This is a genomic window from Methylobacterium fujisawaense (assembly GCF_014138435.1).
GTDB classification, from domain to species: Bacteria; Pseudomonadota; Alphaproteobacteria; order Rhizobiales; family Beijerinckiaceae; genus Methylobacterium; species Methylobacterium fujisawaense.
In genome coordinates, this window is sequence record NZ_JACJIM010000001.1 from 646,021 (window position 1) to 661,986 (window position 15,966).

Consider the following 15,966-nt stretch of genomic DNA (forward strand, 5'->3'; position numbering starts at 1 on the left):
CATGCTCGACGATCATTCCCACGACGCGCCCGTCGCCCTCGACCTGCCCGACGACGATGCCGGCCGCAAGCGGACCTCGATCTACCAGCCGGAGCAGGCCGGCCTGATCTTCCCGGAGATCCCGGAATTCGCCAACCACGCCGAGGCGCGCGACTACCGCAAGAAGCACCTCGTGGCCGCCTGCCGCGCCTTCGCGATGCACGGCTTCGACTACGGCTTCGCCGGGCACCTGACGATCCGCGACCCGGAGCGTCCGGAGCTCTACTGGACCAACCCGATGTGCGTGCACTTCTCGCAGGTGCGGATGTCGAACCTGATCCTGGCCGACCACAAGGGCCGGGTGGTCGAGGGGCGCCACGCCATCAACCGGGCGGGCTTCGTCCTCCACGCCGCCGTGCACGACGAGTACCCCGAGGTCATGGCGATGTGCCACGCGCACACCACTTACGGCACCGCGTGGTGCGCCACCGGCCGGCCCCTCGACATGATCAGCCAGGACGCGGCGGCCTTCTACAACAGCCACGCGGTGATCGGCGCCTCGGCCGGCGCCGTGGCGGTGGAGAAGGAGAGCGGCCTCTCGGTCGCCCAGCAGATCGGCCGCAACCGCGGCGTGCTGCACCAGAACCACGGCCTGCTGACCTGCTCGCACCACAGCATCGACGACGCGGCCTTCTGGTTCATCGCCCTGGAGCGGGCCTGCAAGCAGCAGCTCCTCGTCGAGGCCTCCGGCATCAAGCCGCAGCTCCTCTCGGAGAAGACCGCCCACTACAGCCGCGAGCATGTCGGCAGCGACTATATCGGCTGGCTGCACTTCCAGACGCTGTACAACCACATCGCCGAGACCCAGCCCGACATGTTCGCCTGAGGCCCGGCGGGCGCCGCCCCCGCGCGGACGGCGCCGCGACGCGCATCGGGGCCGGCCGCGAGGCCGGCCCTGCCGCTATGGGCCGGTATGGGCCGGTATGGGCCGGCGCCCGGACGGCGCCGTCCGGATGGAGCGGGGAGCCGGTCCGTCCTGCCCATCAGCGGTACAAGATTGATTCATCCGTCGGCGGCCGCCACCCTGCACAGGTCATGTGAGGGCCGCGACCATGCGCAAGCGACACGCCGACGAGGACGCCCTGCGGTCGATCTTCGCGGAGGCGCTGGCAGCCCTGGCGCTGCCGCCCGATGCCGGAGACCGGCTGACGGTCACCGGCACGGAGAGCCTGCCGTCCTGCTTCCCCGTCACGGAGCTGGCGACGGCGGCGATCGGTGCCGCCGGCCTCGCCGTCTCCGAACTTCTGGGCCTGTTCGGAGATGCGCCCGCCGTGACGGTGGACCGGCATCTCGCCTCGGCGTGGTTCGGCCCGTCGGTGCGGCCGCGCGGATGGACAATGCCGGCCGCCTGGGACCCGATCGCCGGCGACTACCGGGCGGCGGACGGCTGGATCCGGCTGCACACCAACGCGCCCCACCATCGCGCCGCCGCCCTCTCGGTGCTTGACTGTCCGGGCGACCGGCAGGCGGTTGCGGCCGCCGTGGCCCGGGAGACGGCCGAGACCCTGGAATCGGCGATCCTGCGCGCGGGGGGCTGCGCCGCGGCGATGCGCAGCCTGGAGGCGTGGCAGCGACTGGACCAGGGCCGGGCGGTCCGGGCCGAGCCCCTCGTGGCGGTCACGGAGGCGCCCGGCCACGACTCCGGACGGTGGCGCCCGGACCCGGCCCGTCCCCTCGCGGGGATCCGGGTCCTCGACCTGACCCGCATCCTGGCGGGGCCTGTGGCCACGCGCTTCCTGGCCGGGCTGGGCGCCGACGTCCTGAGAATCGACCCGCCCGGCTGGGACGAGCCGTCCCTGGCGCCCGACGTCACCCTGGGCAAGGTCTGCACCCGGCTCGACCTCCATCGGGCCGCCGACCGACAGCGGTTCGAGGGGCTGCTCTCGGAGGCGGACATCCTAGTCCATGGATACCGCCCGGATGCCCTGGAGCGGCTCGGCTACGGGGAGAAGCATCGCCGGGCGTTCAATCCGAACCTGATCGACGTCACGCTCTGCGCCTATGGCTGGACCGGGCCCTGGGCCGGCCGGCGCGGCTTCGACAGCCTCGTCCAGATGTCGGCCGGCATCGCGGCGGCCGGACAGTGCTGGAAACAGGCCGACCCGCCGGTGCCGCTGCCCGTCCAGGCGCTCGACCACGCCACCGGCTATCTGATGGCGGCAGCGTCCATACGGGGCCTGATCGCCCGGTTGCGGGAGGGGCGCGCCGTCACCGCGAAGCTCTCCCTGGCCCGCACGGCGTTTCTGCTCACCGACCATGCCGGCGGCGCACCGGGGCCCGCCTTCAGCGGAGATCAGGATCGGGACTTCTTACCAAAGATCGAACACACGGCGTGGGGATCCGCCCTCAGGCTGTACGCGCCCGCGCGGATCGACGGCGTTCCCCTGCGATGGGATAGGCCCGCCCGAGATCTCGGATCTACGGAGGCTGCACTGGTTTCCAATTTCGATAGCGCGCAATTTTCCAGCCCGAACAGCAGCCGCGCTATAAATTGATCAATCCATCTAATATTTTTGCACCGGCGACATTACGCGACCCTTGACATCGATCCGCGTCGTCTGGCAATCGGCACGTACGATATGCATGACACTATGTTAATATATTCAAAAATTTGTAAAAAAAGAACAGAAAATTCCTGAAGATCTCGATTTGGCAACAGTCCATCAAGCAACAGGGAATATTAATACGATTTACCTCAAAGCACATCCGTTTCGCCGACCCAGACTTGCTCTGTGCCATACGGTTCGACACCGAGAAGGATGACGATGCCCGCGTCTGCCCCGGACCATCCTGTCCTGCGCGAAATCCCGATCGGCATCTCCGCCACGGGGACACGCCGCGAGACGGATTCGATGGGGGCGATCGACGTTCCGGCGGACCGCTACTGGGGGGCGCAGACGCAGCGCTCGCTCCAGCATTTCTCGATCGGCAACGATCGCATGCCCAAGCGGGTCTATCACGCCTACGGCTACGTCAAGAAGGCCGCGGCCCTGGTCAACGCCGCGGCCGGACGCCTGGAGGACTGGCGGGCGCAGGCCATCGTCCGGGCCGCCGACGAGACGATCGCGGGAAAGCTCGACGCGCATTATCCGCTCTACGTCTGGCAGACCGGCTCCGGCACCCAGTCCAACATGAACGTCAACGAGGTGCTGTCGAACCGCGCGATCCAGCTCCTCGGCGGTGAACTCGGCTCCAAGAGCCCGGTCCACCCGAACGACCACGTCAACATGGGCCAGTCGTCGAACGACACCTTCCCGACCGCGATGCACATCGCGACGGTGCTGGAACTCGACGAGGTGCTCCTCCCGCAGGCGCACGCCCTTGCCGACGCGATCGACGCGAAGGCGCAGGCCTGGATGGATGTGGTCAAGACCGGCCGCACTCATCTTCAGGATGCGACGCCGTTGACGGTCGGCCAGGAATGGTCGGGCTACGTGGAGCAGATGCGCGACGCGCTGGCCGGAGTCGCGGCGTCGCGGGCCGGGCTCTACAAGCTCGCGGCCGGCGGCACCGCGGTCGGCACCGGCCTCAACGCCCCGGAGGGCTTCAGCGCGGAGATCGCCGGCCAGATCGCCGCGCTGACCGGCAAGCCGTTCGTCACGGCGCCCAACAAGTTCGCCGCCCAAGGCTCCCTCGACGCCATGGTCGCCGCCATGGCGGCGGTGCGCGGGCTCGCGGTCGCGCTGATGAAGATCGCCAACGACATGCGCTGGCTCGCCTCGGGGCCGCGCTGCGGTCTCGGCGAATTGCTGCTGCCCGCCAACGAGCCGGGCTCCTCGATCATGCCCGGCAAGGTCAACCCGACCCAGTGCGAGGCCATGGTGATGGTCTGCATCCAAGTGATCGGCGAGGACAACGCCGTCGCCTTCGCGGGCGCGCAGGGCAACTTCGAGTTGAACGCGATGCGCCCGATCATCATCAACAACACGCTGCACGCGATCCGCGTGCTGGGCGATGCCTGCGAGAAATTCCGGACCTACTCGGTCGCGGGCACGGAGCTCAACCGGAAGCGGATCGACGAGACCGTGAACCAGTCGCTGATGCTGGTCACGGCCCTGTCGCCGGTGATCGGCTATGACCTCGCATCCAAAATCGCCCACCGCGCCAACGACGAGGGTACGACGCTGCGCGAGGCCGCCCTGGCCGAGGGCGTTCCGGCCGAGCGCTTCGACGCGGTGTGCGATCCCAAGACCATGACCGGCCACGGGCTGGCCGGCGCCTGAACCCGCCGGGACCATCCGTCGGGGCCCCTCAGCTGAGCGAGACACCATGAGCACGAAGGTCGCCGATCTGTTCGTCCGGGCGCTGGCGCAGGCCGGCGTGAAGCGCATCTACGGCGTCGTCGGCGACAGCCTCAACGGGCTGACCGAGGCCCTGCGCCAGGACGGCTCGATTGCCTGGATCCACACGCGCCACGAGGAGAGCGCCGCCTTCGCGGCCGGCGCCGAGGCGCACCTGACCGGCGACCTCGCGGTCTGCGCCGGCTCCTGCGGGCCGGGCAACCTCCACCTGATCAACGGCCTGTTCGACGCGCACCGCTCCCGCGTGCCGGTGCTGGCCATCGCGGCCCAGATCCCCTCGGCGGAGATCGGCCGGGGCTACTTCCAAGAGACCCACCCGCAGAACCTGTTCCAGGAATGCAGCCACTATTGCGAACTGGTCTCCTCGCCGGCCCAGCTGCCCGGCGTGATCGAGACCGCGATCCGCGTCGCCGTCGCCGAGCGCGGGGTCGCCGTGGTGGTGATCCCCGGCGATGTCGGCCTCATGGCCATGCCGGGGAACGCGCCCGAACTCTCCGCCGCCCTGGTGCCGCCCCCGCCCGTGGTGCGCCCGCGCGACGCCGACCTCGATGCGCTGGCCGGGATGCTCAACGATGCCGGCCGCGTGACCCTGTTCTGCGGCCGCGGCTGCGCCGGCGCCCACGCGGAGCTGCTGCAGCTCGCCGAGGCGCTGAAGGCGCCGGTGGTCCACGCGCTGGGCGGCAAGGAATACGTCGAGTGGGACAATCCCTACGACGTCGGCATGACCGGGCTGATCGGCTTCTCGTCGGGCTACCGGGCGATGCTCGACTGCGACACCCTGCTTCTGCTCGGCACCAGCTTCCCCTACCGCCAGTTCTACCCGGAGGACGCCAAGATCGCGCAGGTCGACCTGCGGGCCGAAAGCCTGGGGCGCCACTGCCGGATCGATCTCGGCCTGATCGGCGACGTCGGCGCGACGATCACGGCGCTGCTGCCGAAGCTGCAGGCGAAGACCGACCGGGCGCATCTCGACGACAGCCTCGCCCATTACCGCAAAGCCCGCGCCGGGCTCGACGCCCTGGCGGCGGGCAAGCCCGGCGGCAAGATCCACCCGCAATACGTCGCCCGGACGCTCAGCGAGGCGGCCTCCGAGGACGCGGTGTTCACGTTCGACGTCGGCACGCCGACGATCTGGGCGGCCCGCTACCTCGCCATGAACGGCAAGCGCCGGCTGATCGGCTCGCTCAACCACGGCTCCATGGCCAACGCCCTGCCGCAGGCGATCGGCGCGCAGGCGGCCTATCCCGGGCGGCAGATCATCTCGTTCTCCGGCGACGGCGGCTTCGCCATGCTGATGGGCGACCTGCTGACCCTCAACCAGCACAAGCTGCCGGTGAAGATCGTGGTGCTGAACAACGGCACCCTGGGCTTCGTCGAGATGGAGATGAAGGCCGCGGGCTTCCTCGAGACCGGCGTCGAACTGGTGAACCCGGACTTCGCCGCCATGGCGCGCGGGGCCGGCATCTTCGCCCGGCGCGTCGAGGATCCGGCCGAACTGCCGGACGCGATGCGCGCGCTGCTCGACCACGACGGTCCGGCCCTCCTCGACGTCGTCTCGGCCCGCCAGGAACTGTCGATGCCGCCGAAGGTCGGCCTCGAGCAGGTGACGGGCTTCGGGATGTGGCTCGCCAAGGCGGTGATCGACGGGCGCGGGACCGAGATCGTCGACCTCGCCAAGACCAACCTCTGGCGCTGACGCGCCGATCCCAAGCTGGAGGTCAGCCCGATGATCCGCTGCGTTCGCATCTGGACCGGTGACGACGGCAATTCCCACTTCGCGGAGGGCGTCATCGCCCTGCCCCACGGCGAGCGCGGCGACATCCTCAGCGGCACGACCGACGTGGTCTCGATCTCCTTCCGGGAGACGCAGGCCGGCGGCACCTACGCGTGGCATGCGGCCCCGACCCGCCAGTTCGTCATTACCCTGCGCGGCACCCTCGACTTCCAGACGAAGGCCGGGGCGCATTTCACGATCCGGCCCGGCGACATCCTCATCGCCGAGGACACGGCCGGCTCCGGCCATTCCTGGCGCCTCGTCGACGACGAGCCCTGGTGCCGGGCCTACGTGATCCTCGCCCCCGGCGCCGAGGCCCGGCTGCCCTTCGTCCCGAACGCCCAGTGAGTTCCCCCGAACCGGTGCCAGGAGTTCCGCGATGGCCGGCCTAAGCGACGACGACACTCCCGACGTGGTGCTCATCGGCGCCGGGATCATGAGCGCGACCTTCGGCACGGTCCTGAAGGAGCTGGAGCCGTCGCTGCGGATCGCGATGTTCGAGACGCTCCACGACTGCGCGCAGGAGAGCTCGGAGGGCTGGAACAACGCCGGCACCGGCCACGCGGCCAATTGCGAGTTGAACTACACGCCCCAGCGCCCCGACGGCAGCGTCGACATCGCCAAGGCCCTGGAGGTCAACACCGAGTTCGACATCTCGCGCCAGCTCTGGGCGCATCTCGTGCGGAAGGGCGCGATCCCCGATCCCCGCGCCTTCATCCATCCCTGCCCGCACATGAGCTTCGTCTGGGGGGCCGAGAACGTCGCGTTCCTCAAGGCGCGCTACGCCGCGATGTCGGCGCACCATTGCTATCACGGCATGGAATACAGCGAGGATCCGCAGGTCATCGCCGGCTGGGCGCCGCTGATCATCGAGGGCCGCGCCCCCGGCGAGCCCATCGCCGCCACCCGGATCGTCACAGGGACGGATGTCGATTACGGCGCCCTCACGCACCTGCTGGTCAAGCAGCTCGCGGCGCAGCCCGGCTTTTCCGTGCACTACAACCGGAAGGTCGTCGCCCTCGACCGGGTCGACGACGGCCGCTGGGCCGTCACCGTCGAGGACACCTACGACGGCACGCGCCAGACCGTGACGGCGAAGTTCGTGTTCATCGGCGCGGGCGGCGGCTCGCTGCCGCTGCTGCAGGCCTCGAAGATCCCGGAGGGGCGCGGCTACGGCGGCTTCCCGGTCTCCGGCATCTGGCTGCGCTGCGACGTTGACGCGGTCAGCGCGCGCCACCACGCCAAGGTCTACGGCAAGGCGGCCTCCGGCTCGCCGCCGATGTCGGTGCCCCACCTCGACACCCGCATCATCGGCGGCAAGCGCTCGCTGCTGTTCGGACCCTATGCGGGCTTCTCGTCGCGCTTCCTCAAGCACGGCGCGCTCACGGACCTGTTCACCGCGCTGACCCCGCACAACATCGTGCCGCTGCTCGACGTCGCCAAGGACAACGTCGCGCTGACCGAGTACCTCGTGGGCCAAGTGCTCCAGAGTTCCGACCACCAGTTCGCGACCCTGAAGCAGTTCTTCCCCAAGGCGCTGAAGCAGGACTGGACGTCGGCGGTCGCCGGCCAGCGGGTGCAGACGATCAAGCCGACCGGCCAGTCGAACCCGCTGGAGGAGGGCTACCTCGAGTTCGGCACCGAGCTCGTGGCCGCCGCCGACCACTCGATCTGCGCGCTGCTCGGCGCCTCGCCGGGCGCCTCGACGGCGGCCTTCATCGCGGTCGAGGTGCTGGAGAAGTGCTTCGCCGACCGGCTGACGCCGGAGGGCTGGCTGCCCCGCCTCAAGGCCGTGATCCCGACCTACGGCATCGACCTCAAGCAGGATGCCGAGGCCTGCCGGCGCAGCCGGGCCGAGACGGCACCGATCCTGAGGATCGACACCGTCTGACACTTCCGCGAGGCGCGGTTCCCCGCGCCCCGCCGGCGGACATCTGAGGGTGCGACGCGCCCGAGCGGGGGCGGCGGACCGGCGAGCTTCGGCTGGAGAGAGGAACGATGGACATCTCCGCCCTGATGCTGTCGCGCATCCAGTTCGCCTTCACGGTCTCGTTCCACATCATCTTCCCGGCCTTCACGGTCGGGCTGGCGGCCTGGCTCGCCTTCCTCCAGGCGCGGGCGATGATCTCGGGCGAGCCGGTCTACGACCGCCTGTTCGACTTCTGGCTCAAGATCTTCGCGGTCGCCTTCGGGCTCGGGGTCGTCTCCGGCATCGTCATGGCGTTCCAGTTCGGCACCAACTGGAGCGAACTCGCCCGCCGCACCGGGCCGATCCAGGGGCCGCTTCTCGGCTACGAGAGCTTCACGGCCTTCGCGCTGGAGGCCTCGTTCTTCGGCGTGCTGATGTTCGGCCGGCGGCGGGTGCCGCGCTGGTTCTACCTGTTCGCCTGCCTGATGGTCTGCCTCGGCACCAGCCTGTCGTCGTTCTGGATCCTCGTGAACAACTCGTGGATGCAGTATCCGACCGGCTTCGCCCTGCGGCCGGACGGCGTGTTCGTGCCGACCGACTGGTGGGCGATCCTCTTCAACGGGGTCGTCTGGGTCCGCTTCCCCCACATGGTCCTGGCCGCCTACGTCACCACCAGCTTCTGCGTGGCGGCGACGGGCGCGTGGTCCATGCTGCGGGGCCGGGACCGCGTCGAGGCCCGCGCCATGGTCCGGATGGGGCTCGGCCTCGCCGCGGTCCTCGTGCCGCTGCAGCTGTTCTTCGGCCACCTCACCGGCGACTACGTCGTCCGGCACCAGCCCTCGAAGATCGCCGCCATCGAGGGCCACTGGGAGAGCCGGGCGCCGGCCGGCGAGATCCTGTTCGCGTGGCCCGACGAGGCGCAGGAGACAAACCACTTCGTCATCGCCCTGCCCGCCCCCGCCGGCAGCCTGATCGACGACGGCACCCTCACCGGCAAGGTGATCGGCATCAAGGACATCCCCAAGGCCGACCGGCCGCCGGTGCTGATCCCGTTCTTCGCCTTCCGCATCATGGTCGGCTGCGGGCTGCTGATGCTGGCGCTCGCCTGGGGCGGGATGGCCTTCTACGCCAGCGGGCGGCTGGAGCGGGCGCGCTGGCTGCAATGGGCGATCTTCCTGTCGTTCCCCCTGGGCTTCGTCGCGACGCTGACCGGATGGTTCACCGCCGAGGTCGGGCGCCAGCCCTGGACGGTCTACGGCCAGCTCCGCACTGCCGATGCGGCGACGCCGTTCCTGACATCCCCGCAGGTGGCGACCTCCCTCGCCGTGTTCGGCGCGGTCTACGCGCTGATCTTCGCGGCCGGCACCGTCTACATCTACCGCATGCTCAGGGCCGGCATCCTGCCGACGCCCGCGCATGCGGGGAGCGCCGCCAACCCCAAGCGGCCGCTCGCCGTACCGGGCGACAGTCCCGGCACGCCCGGCGCCACGCCGACCGGCACACCGGCGGAGTGAGCAGCCATGATCGAATTCTGGGCCGCCGCCCTCGCCCTCACCCTGATGCTCTACGTGCTGCTCGACGGATTCGACCTCGGCGTCGGCATGCTGTTCGGGATCGCCCCGGACGAGGCGGCGCGCCGCCACATGATGCAGGCGATCGCCCCGGTCTGGGACGGCAACGAGACCTGGCTGGTTCTGGCCGCGACGATCCTGTTCGGGGCCTTCCCCGCGGTCTACGCGCTGCTGCTCTCGGCCTTCTACCTGCCGCTCCTCCTGATGCTCGCGGCCCTGATCCTGCGCGGCGTCGCCTTCGAGTTCCGCTACAAGTCCCGGCGGCTGCGGCGGGTCTGGGACGCGGGCTTCGTCGGCGGCTCCTTTTGCGCGGCCTTCGTGCAGGGCGTGACGGTCGGGGCGCTGGTGCAGGAACTGCCGGTCCGGGACGGGCTCTATGTCGGCGGGGCGTTCGGGTGGCTCACGCCCTTCTCGCTGCTCTGCGGGCTCGGCCTGTGCCTCGGCTACGCGCTGCTCGGCGCCGCGTGGCTGTGCGGCAAGACCGAGTCCGACGTGCGCGACCTCGGCTTCCGGCTGCTGCCGCGGCTCCTGCTCGGGGTGCTGGCCTTCCTGGGCGCGGCCTTCGTGTACGCACTGGCGATCAACCTGCGGGTGCTGCACCGCTGGATCGAGCGGCCCGAGATGCTGGTCCTGCCCCTCGTGGGGGCCGCGGCCTGCGCGGGGCTCCTCTACGCGGCGCGGCGCCGGAACGACGCCCTGCCGTTCCCGCTGGTGGCGCTGATCTTCGCCGCCGCCTTCGCGACGCTCGCCGCCTCGTTCCTGCCCTACATGGTGCCGTTCAGCGTGACGGTGACCGAGGCGGCGGCGCCGGAGGCGAGCCTGTCCTTCATGTTCTGGGGCGCGGGGATCGTGGTCCTGCCGATCACCCTGATCTACACCCTGGTCGTCTACCGGGTGTTCAAGGGGAAGGTCGACGTCGCCGAGCATTATGAGTGAGCCCGCGACCGGGCTCCCCGACCCGACCCGGCCGCTGAGGCCGCGCCGTGGCCGGTGAGGTCGCGCTCTCCGAGGACGCGCCGGGCCTCCTGCAGCGCCTCGCCGCGTGGTGGCCGCGGGAGGCGGCCGAGGCCGTGCGCATCGCGCTCACCGCCATCGCGGCGATCTGGCTCGCCATGTGGCTCGAACTGGCGCTGCCGCACTGGGCCGGCTGGACGGTCATCTCGGTGACGCTCGCCACCCGCGCGGCCTCCCTGCGCAAGAGCCTGTGGCGGGCCGGCAGCACGCTTGTCGGCGTCACCGTCGCGATGGTGCTGGTGGCCAATTTCGCCCAGGCGACCCTGGCCTTCGACCTCGCCCTGGCCCTGTGGATGGGCCTGCTCACCGCGGCCTCCAGCGTCGAGAGCGGCCAGCGCGCCTACGGCTTCGCATCCATGGGCTTCACGGTGCCGATCATCGCCCTGGCCGACGTGCAGAGCCCCGAGACGGTGTTCCAGATCGGCGTCGACCGCTGCTCGACGATCCTGCTCGGGATCGGCTGCGCCTACGCGTCGAACGTGTTCGTGGCGCCGGGCGTCCCCGCCGTCAGCCGCGCCCTGGCGGGGCGGCTCGAGGCGGCCGCGCAGGCCTGCGACGCCTGGATGGCCGCCCTGCGGCGGGGCGAGCGGCCGGGCCCGATGCCCATCGCCGCCGTGATGACGCTCGGCGAGGAGGTCACCGACACGTTCACCGAGCAGCCCTCCCTCCGTTCCGGCGGCCGGGGGATCCGCAACGCCGCCCCCCGGCTGCGGCGCGTGCTCGCCGCGGGCCTGCTGCGGGCCCTGCTGCCGGACCGGCCGGGATCGCGCTCGACCGACCTGATCGGGGCCGGCGGGGCGATCGCCGTCCGGCAGATCGGGCGCGTCCGGGTCTCGGCGCGGCTCCTGCGGGCCGGGGGCCGGGTGGGGCGGCGGCGCGTGCCGTTCCGCCCGCACCTGCTCTTGTGGAACGACCTGGACTGGGACGGCTGGCACGCCTTCGACAACGGCCTGCGCACCGCCGCCGCCGTCCTGCTCGTCAACGGCTTCTGGTACGTCACCGGCTGGTCGCACGGGGCCGGCGCCGCGACCTGGGCGAGCCTCGTCTGCGTCCTGCTCGCCGCCCATGCCGACCCGCGGGCGGAATCCCGCGCCTTCCTGATCGGCGCGCTGCTCGCCGCCGTGGTCGGGCTGACCCTGCGCTACACCCTGCTGACCACCACCGGGAGCTTCGCGCTCCTGGCCGCCGTGCTCCTGCCGGTGGCGATGCTGGCGGTGGTCGGCCGGGCCGACAAGCGTGCGATCTACGGCATCGGCTTCGGCTTCTTCGTCTTCGGCGTCCTCGATCCCAAGAACCCGATGACCTACGACCTCGCCGACTCGCTCAACACCGTGCTGGCCGAGCTGCTCGGGATGGCGGTGGCGGCGGTCGCGTTCGCCGCCCTGCCGCCGCCGGTGAGCCCCGCGACGCTGCGGCTGCGGGCCCGCCGCCGGCTGGTCCGGTCGGTGCGCGGCGCGGCCCTCGACCCGGCGCTCCTGCTGCCGCCCCGCGACCGCTATCTCGCCCGGGGTTTCGGCCGGCTCGCCCTCATCGGCGCGGATGAGGCGATGGCCCGGGGCGGCGAGCGCCTGCTCGTCATCGGGCTCCTGCTGCTCGCCCTGCGGGAGACGGACGACCGGGAAGGCCGCCGCGTCGGCCGGGCGGTCTGGGCCCGGCTCGCCGCGTCCCGTCCGGCAGAGGCGGATGCGGTGCCGGATCCCTTGCGCGAGCTCGCCGACCGGGCGACCCTGCCGCTCCAGGCGGAGCGCATCGGGGCGCTGGCCGCCCTCGTGTCGGATCTCGACCGCGCGGGCTGGCCGAACCTCGATCCGGGGGTGCGGGCGTGATCGGATTGCGGGCGGTCGACGTGCTGGGGCTCTACGTCGAGCCCGCGGTGATCTGCCTGCTCGCCGCCCTGGTGATCACCTGGGGCCTGCGCTGGATCCTGGACTGGATCGGCATCAACCACCTTGTCTGGAACCGCGCCCTGTTCGACTTCAGCCTCCTGACCGCCGTGACGGCTCTGCTGATCCTGTCCCTGCGCGTCCAGGGTCCGTGACATGGCCACGACCCCGCGACCGTCCCTGCGCGACTGGCAGCCGCCGCCCGCCTACAACGTCGCCGCCACCCTGCTGGCGCTGGCGGCGGCAATGGGCCTCGCCTACCTCGCCTTCCTCTACTACGCCTACACGCCCTGGACCCGGGACGGGCGCGTGCGCGTCTACACCGTGCAGGTGGCTCCCGAGGTCTCCGGGACGGTGGTGGCGGTCCGCGTCCGGGACAACCAGTTCGTCCGCAAGGGCGACGTGCTGTTCACGATCGATCCCGGCACGTTCAGGAACGCCGTGACCCAGGCGGAGGGCGCCCTCGCCAGTGCCCGGGCACAGGCCGGCTACCTCGCGGGTATCGCGCAGCGCACCGCCGAACTCGACGATCTCGCCACCACCCCGCAGCAGAAGCAGACGACCAGCGGCCAGGCGCAGGCCGCCCAGGCCAACGTGGTCCAGGCGGAGGGCGCGCTGGCGCAGGCGCGGCTCAACCTGGAGCGCACGACCCTGCGGGCCACCGTGAACGGCTGGGTCACCAACCTGCTGCTGCAGGAGGGCGGGTTCGCCGCCACGGGGCAGCCGGCGCTGACGCTGGTCAACGGCGACAGCTTCTGGATCGAAGGCTACTTCGAGGAGACCCAGCTGCCGCGCATCGGCGAGGGTGACGCCGCGCGGGTGTCGCTGATGGCGTGGCCGGACCGTCCGATCCGGGGCCGGGTGACCGGCCTCGGCCGCGGCATCAGCGTCGCCGACGCCGCCCCGGGCGTTCAGGGGCTGCCGACGGTCAATCCGATCTTCACCTGGGTCCGGCTGGCGCAAAGGGTGCCGATCCGGATCGACCTCGACGACGTGCCGTGCCCGATCGTGCTGGCGGCGGGGATGACGGCGAATGTCGCGATCCTGCCCGAGAAGGCCGGATCCCCGGACGCCCTGCCGCCCGACCGGCGCACCGGCGCGGCCGCCGGCCAGCGCTGCGAGGGGGCGCCGGTCGTCGAGTCGCGGCGCTGACGCGCACGGCCCTCGTCGTGGCATGCCCGCCGCCGGGAAAACCGGGGCGGCGGCCGCGTTAGACCGGCAGGCGCGCCGACATGCGGCGCCCGCGATCGCGATGAGGATCCGATGGACTACAGGCAGTTCGGACGCTCCGGCCTTACCGTGCCGGTGCTCAGCTTCGGCACCGGCACCTTCGGCGGCACGAACGAATTCTTCCAGCGCTGGGGCCAGACGGACGTCGCGGAGGCGACCCGCATGGTCGATCTCTGCCTCGATTCCGGGGTCAACTTCTTCGACACGGCCGACATCTACTCGGGCGGCGCCTCCGAGGAGATCCTGGGTCAGGCCCTCAAGGGCAAGCGCGACCGGGCGCTGATCTCCACCAAGGCGACCTTCCGGTTTAACGACGACCTGAACCAGGTGGGCTCCTCGCGCTACCACCTGGTCCGCGCCTGCGAGGCCAGCCTGAAGCGGCTCGGCACCGACCATATCGACGTCTACTTCATGCACGGGTTCGATGCGCTCACCCCCGTGGACGAGACCCTGCGGGCGCTGGACGACCTCACCCGCGCGGGCAAGATCGGCTACATCGGCGCCTCGAATTTTTCCGGCTGGCAGCTCATGAAGGCGCTCGCGACCTCGGAGCGCCACGGCCTCGCCCGCTACGTCGCCTACCAGGGCTACTATTCGCTGATCGGCCGGCACTACGAGTGGGAGTTGATGCCCCTCGGGATCGACCAGGGTGTCGGCTTGATGGTCTGGAGCCCGCTGGGCTGGGGCCGCCTCACCGGCAAGATTCGCCGCGGACAGGCCAACCAGAGCGGCCGCATCGCCGCCGGTGGCGCCGAGGGTGGGCCGCCTGTCTCCGACGAATACCTGTTCGGCGTGGTCGACGCCCTCGACGCCGTGGCGGCCGAGACCGGCAAGACGGTGGCGCAGGTGGCGCTCAACTGGCTGCTGACCCGGCCGACCGTGTGCAACATCGTGGTCGGCGCCCGCACCGAGGAACAGCTGAAGCAGAATCTCGGCGCCCTCGGCTGGACCCTGACCGCCGAGCAGGTCGCCCGCCTCGACGCGGCGAGCCACGAGACGCCGATCTATCCGTACTGGCACCAGAAGGGCTTTGACGAGCGCAACCCGAAGCCGACGGTCTGGTAGCCAGCGGCGCGCGGCCGGGACCCTGAGGGCGGAAATCGGAAACGATGCGTTTCGATCGTTTCTGTTTCAACTCGTGCGGTCCCGGTCCAGGATGCCTGCGGATGGCCGGCCGATCCCGAACGATGTCGGCTCCGCCATCCGGGGCGCCGCGCAGCAGCCGATGGCGCTCCTCCCTCCCCGCGCGAAGGAGCAAGGCGATGAGCTGGCACAGTGCCGAGGATCCGATCCCGGGCGACCATTTCAGCTGCGACGCGATCCGGACCCTGATCGTGCCCCGCTCGCGCGATCTCGGCTCCTTCGCGGTGCGGCGGGCGCTGCCCTCCACCGAGTGCCGGATGGTCGGCCCCTTCATCTTCTTCGATCAGATGGGCCCCTCCGAGTTCCTGCTCGGGCAGGGCATGGACGTGCGGCCGCATCCGCATATCGGCCTCTCCACCGTCACCTACCTGTTCGACGGCGAGATCATGCACCGCGACAGCCTCGGCACGGAGTTGCCGATCCGGCCGGGCGAGCTGAACTGGATGACCGCGGGCCGCGGCATCACCCATTCGGAGCGCACGGCCCCGACGCTGCGGCAGACCGGCTCCCGGCTGTTCGGCATCCAGAGCTGGGTCGCCCTCACCGACCGGGACGAGGAGAACGCCCCCGCCTTCGAGCATTACGACGCCGCCGCGCTGCCGGTCCTCACCGGCGAAGGCAAGACCGTCCGGCTGATCGCGGGCGAGGCCTTCGGCGCACGCTCGCCGGTGCGCACCTCGAGCCCGATGGTCTACGCCGACGTGGCGCTCGAGGCCGGGGCCGTCCTGCCCCTCGATCCGACCTACGACGAGCGGGCGATCTACACGGTGGCGGGCGCCATCGAGATCGCCGGCGACGGCTTCGGGCCCGGCCAGCTGCTGGTGTTCCGGCCCGGCGACCGCATCAGCGTGCGCGCCCTGGAGGGGGCCCGGTTCATGGTGCTGGGCGGCGAGCCGATGGATGGTCCACGCCACTTGTGGTGGAACTTCGTCTCCTCCCGCCCCGAGCGGATCGCGCAGGCCAAGGAGGATTGGCGCCAGGGCCGGTTCGACACGGTGCCGAACGACGCCGAATTCATCCCCCTGCCGGAGGATCCGCAGCCCGTCCGCTACCCCTGAGCCGACAGCCCGATCCGGCGGTCCGGCGTGCAGCGACAGGCGAT

13 protein-coding genes are annotated in these 15,966 nt (G+C 70.9%); all 13 read left to right on the forward strand.

Translation table 11 applies throughout. The features are described from left to right. Position 1: 1 nt before the first annotated feature. The 13 genes from GGQ91_RS03165 to GGQ91_RS03225 all read left to right on the forward strand — a co-directional run bounded on the left by GGQ91_RS03165 (position 2) and on the right by GGQ91_RS03225 (position 15,922). The gene (locus GGQ91_RS03165) at positions 2-865 is read left to right on the forward strand and encodes a class II aldolase/adducin family protein (RefSeq protein WP_182591311.1); all 864 of its coding nucleotides are present in this window, start codon (positions 2-4) and stop codon (positions 863-865) included. A 226-nt stretch (positions 866-1,091) separates the two neighbouring features. After that, positions 1,092-2,534 carry a CoA transferase gene (locus GGQ91_RS03170; protein ID WP_182591312.1) on the forward strand — a complete coding sequence of 481 codons (1,443 nt, stop codon included), beginning with the start codon at positions 1,092-1,094 and terminating at the stop codon, positions 2,532-2,534. A gap of 270 nt (positions 2,535-2,804) precedes the next feature. After that, a complete protein-coding gene (gene fumC, locus GGQ91_RS03175) occupies positions 2,805-4,262 on the forward strand; it encodes a class II fumarate hydratase (RefSeq protein WP_210281092.1) in 1,458 nt (485 codons plus the stop codon). A 46-nt stretch (positions 4,263-4,308) separates the two neighbouring features. After that, complete coding sequence (gene poxB, locus GGQ91_RS03180; RefSeq protein ID WP_182591314.1) at positions 4,309-6,036, forward strand: ubiquinone-dependent pyruvate dehydrogenase; 1,728 nt, start codon at positions 4,309-4,311, stop codon at positions 6,034-6,036. A gap of 30 nt (positions 6,037-6,066) precedes the next feature. Then, entirely contained in the window at positions 6,067-6,462 is a 396-nt protein-coding gene (locus tag GGQ91_RS03185; protein WP_182591315.1) for a cupin domain-containing protein, read from the forward strand. A gap of 31 nt (positions 6,463-6,493) precedes the next feature. Then, positions 6,494-8,005: a malate dehydrogenase (quinone) gene (gene mqo / locus GGQ91_RS03190; protein WP_043389053.1), complete on the forward strand. Its 1,512-nt coding sequence runs from the start codon at positions 6,494-6,496 to the stop codon at positions 8,003-8,005. Between the two features lie 107 nt (positions 8,006-8,112). Next, complete coding sequence (locus GGQ91_RS03195) at positions 8,113-9,537, forward strand: cytochrome ubiquinol oxidase subunit I (protein ID WP_182591316.1); 1,425 nt, start codon at positions 8,113-8,115, stop codon at positions 9,535-9,537. A gap of 6 nt (positions 9,538-9,543) precedes the next feature. Next, positions 9,544-10,530, forward strand: coding sequence for a cytochrome d ubiquinol oxidase subunit II (cydB, locus tag GGQ91_RS03200; RefSeq protein WP_043389059.1), 987 nt, complete (start codon positions 9,544-9,546; stop codon positions 10,528-10,530). A gap of 47 nt (positions 10,531-10,577) precedes the next feature. Further along, positions 10,578-12,434 carry an FUSC family protein gene (locus GGQ91_RS03205; RefSeq protein ID WP_043760025.1) on the forward strand — a complete coding sequence of 619 codons (1,857 nt, stop codon included), beginning with the start codon at positions 10,578-10,580 and terminating at the stop codon, positions 12,432-12,434. Continuing rightward, positions 12,431-12,646 carry a DUF1656 domain-containing protein gene (locus tag GGQ91_RS03210; RefSeq protein WP_236952766.1) on the forward strand — a complete coding sequence of 72 codons (216 nt, stop codon included), beginning with the start codon at positions 12,431-12,433 and terminating at the stop codon, positions 12,644-12,646. The genes GGQ91_RS03205 and GGQ91_RS03210 overlap by 4 nt, the downstream gene beginning before the upstream one ends. A 1-nt stretch (position 12,647) precedes the next feature. Beyond that, complete coding sequence (locus tag GGQ91_RS03215) at positions 12,648-13,643, forward strand: HlyD family secretion protein (RefSeq protein ID WP_052083752.1); 996 nt, start codon at positions 12,648-12,650, stop codon at positions 13,641-13,643. Between the two features lie 111 nt (positions 13,644-13,754). Then, positions 13,755-14,786, forward strand: coding sequence for an aldo/keto reductase (locus GGQ91_RS03220; RefSeq protein WP_043357881.1), 1,032 nt, complete (start codon positions 13,755-13,757; stop codon positions 14,784-14,786). 197 nt (positions 14,787-14,983) lie between these two features. Further along, a complete protein-coding gene (locus GGQ91_RS03225) occupies positions 14,984-15,922 on the forward strand; it encodes a pirin family protein (RefSeq protein ID WP_043389064.1) in 939 nt (312 codons plus the stop codon). Positions 15,923-15,966 lie beyond the last annotated feature (44 nt).

What these genes read in the sequence shown, in the direction of transcription:
- GGQ91_RS03170 (WP_182591312.1), top strand. Translation starts at nt 1,092, where the DNA reads ATGCGCAAGCGACACGCCGACGAGGACGCCCTGCGGTCGATCTTCGCG.
- GGQ91_RS03165 (WP_182591311.1), top strand. Translation starts at nt 2, where the DNA reads ATGCTCGACGATCATTCCCACGACGCGCCCGTCGCCCTCGACCTGCCC.
- cydB (WP_043389059.1), top strand. Translation starts at nt 9,544, where the DNA reads ATGATCGAATTCTGGGCCGCCGCCCTCGCCCTCACCCTGATGCTCTAC.
- fumC (WP_210281092.1), top strand. Translation starts at nt 2,805, where the DNA reads ATGCCCGCGTCTGCCCCGGACCATCCTGTCCTGCGCGAAATCCCGATC.
- GGQ91_RS03215 (WP_052083752.1), top strand. Translation starts at nt 12,648, where the DNA reads ATGGCCACGACCCCGCGACCGTCCCTGCGCGACTGGCAGCCGCCGCCC.
- poxB (WP_182591314.1), top strand. Translation starts at nt 4,309, where the DNA reads ATGAGCACGAAGGTCGCCGATCTGTTCGTCCGGGCGCTGGCGCAGGCC.
- GGQ91_RS03195 (WP_182591316.1), top strand. Translation starts at nt 8,113, where the DNA reads ATGGACATCTCCGCCCTGATGCTGTCGCGCATCCAGTTCGCCTTCACG.
- GGQ91_RS03225 (WP_043389064.1), top strand. Translation starts at nt 14,984, where the DNA reads ATGAGCTGGCACAGTGCCGAGGATCCGATCCCGGGCGACCATTTCAGC.
- mqo (WP_043389053.1), top strand. Translation starts at nt 6,494, where the DNA reads ATGGCCGGCCTAAGCGACGACGACACTCCCGACGTGGTGCTCATCGGC.
- GGQ91_RS03220 (WP_043357881.1), top strand. Translation starts at nt 13,755, where the DNA reads ATGGACTACAGGCAGTTCGGACGCTCCGGCCTTACCGTGCCGGTGCTC.
- GGQ91_RS03185 (WP_182591315.1), top strand. Translation starts at nt 6,067, where the DNA reads ATGATCCGCTGCGTTCGCATCTGGACCGGTGACGACGGCAATTCCCAC.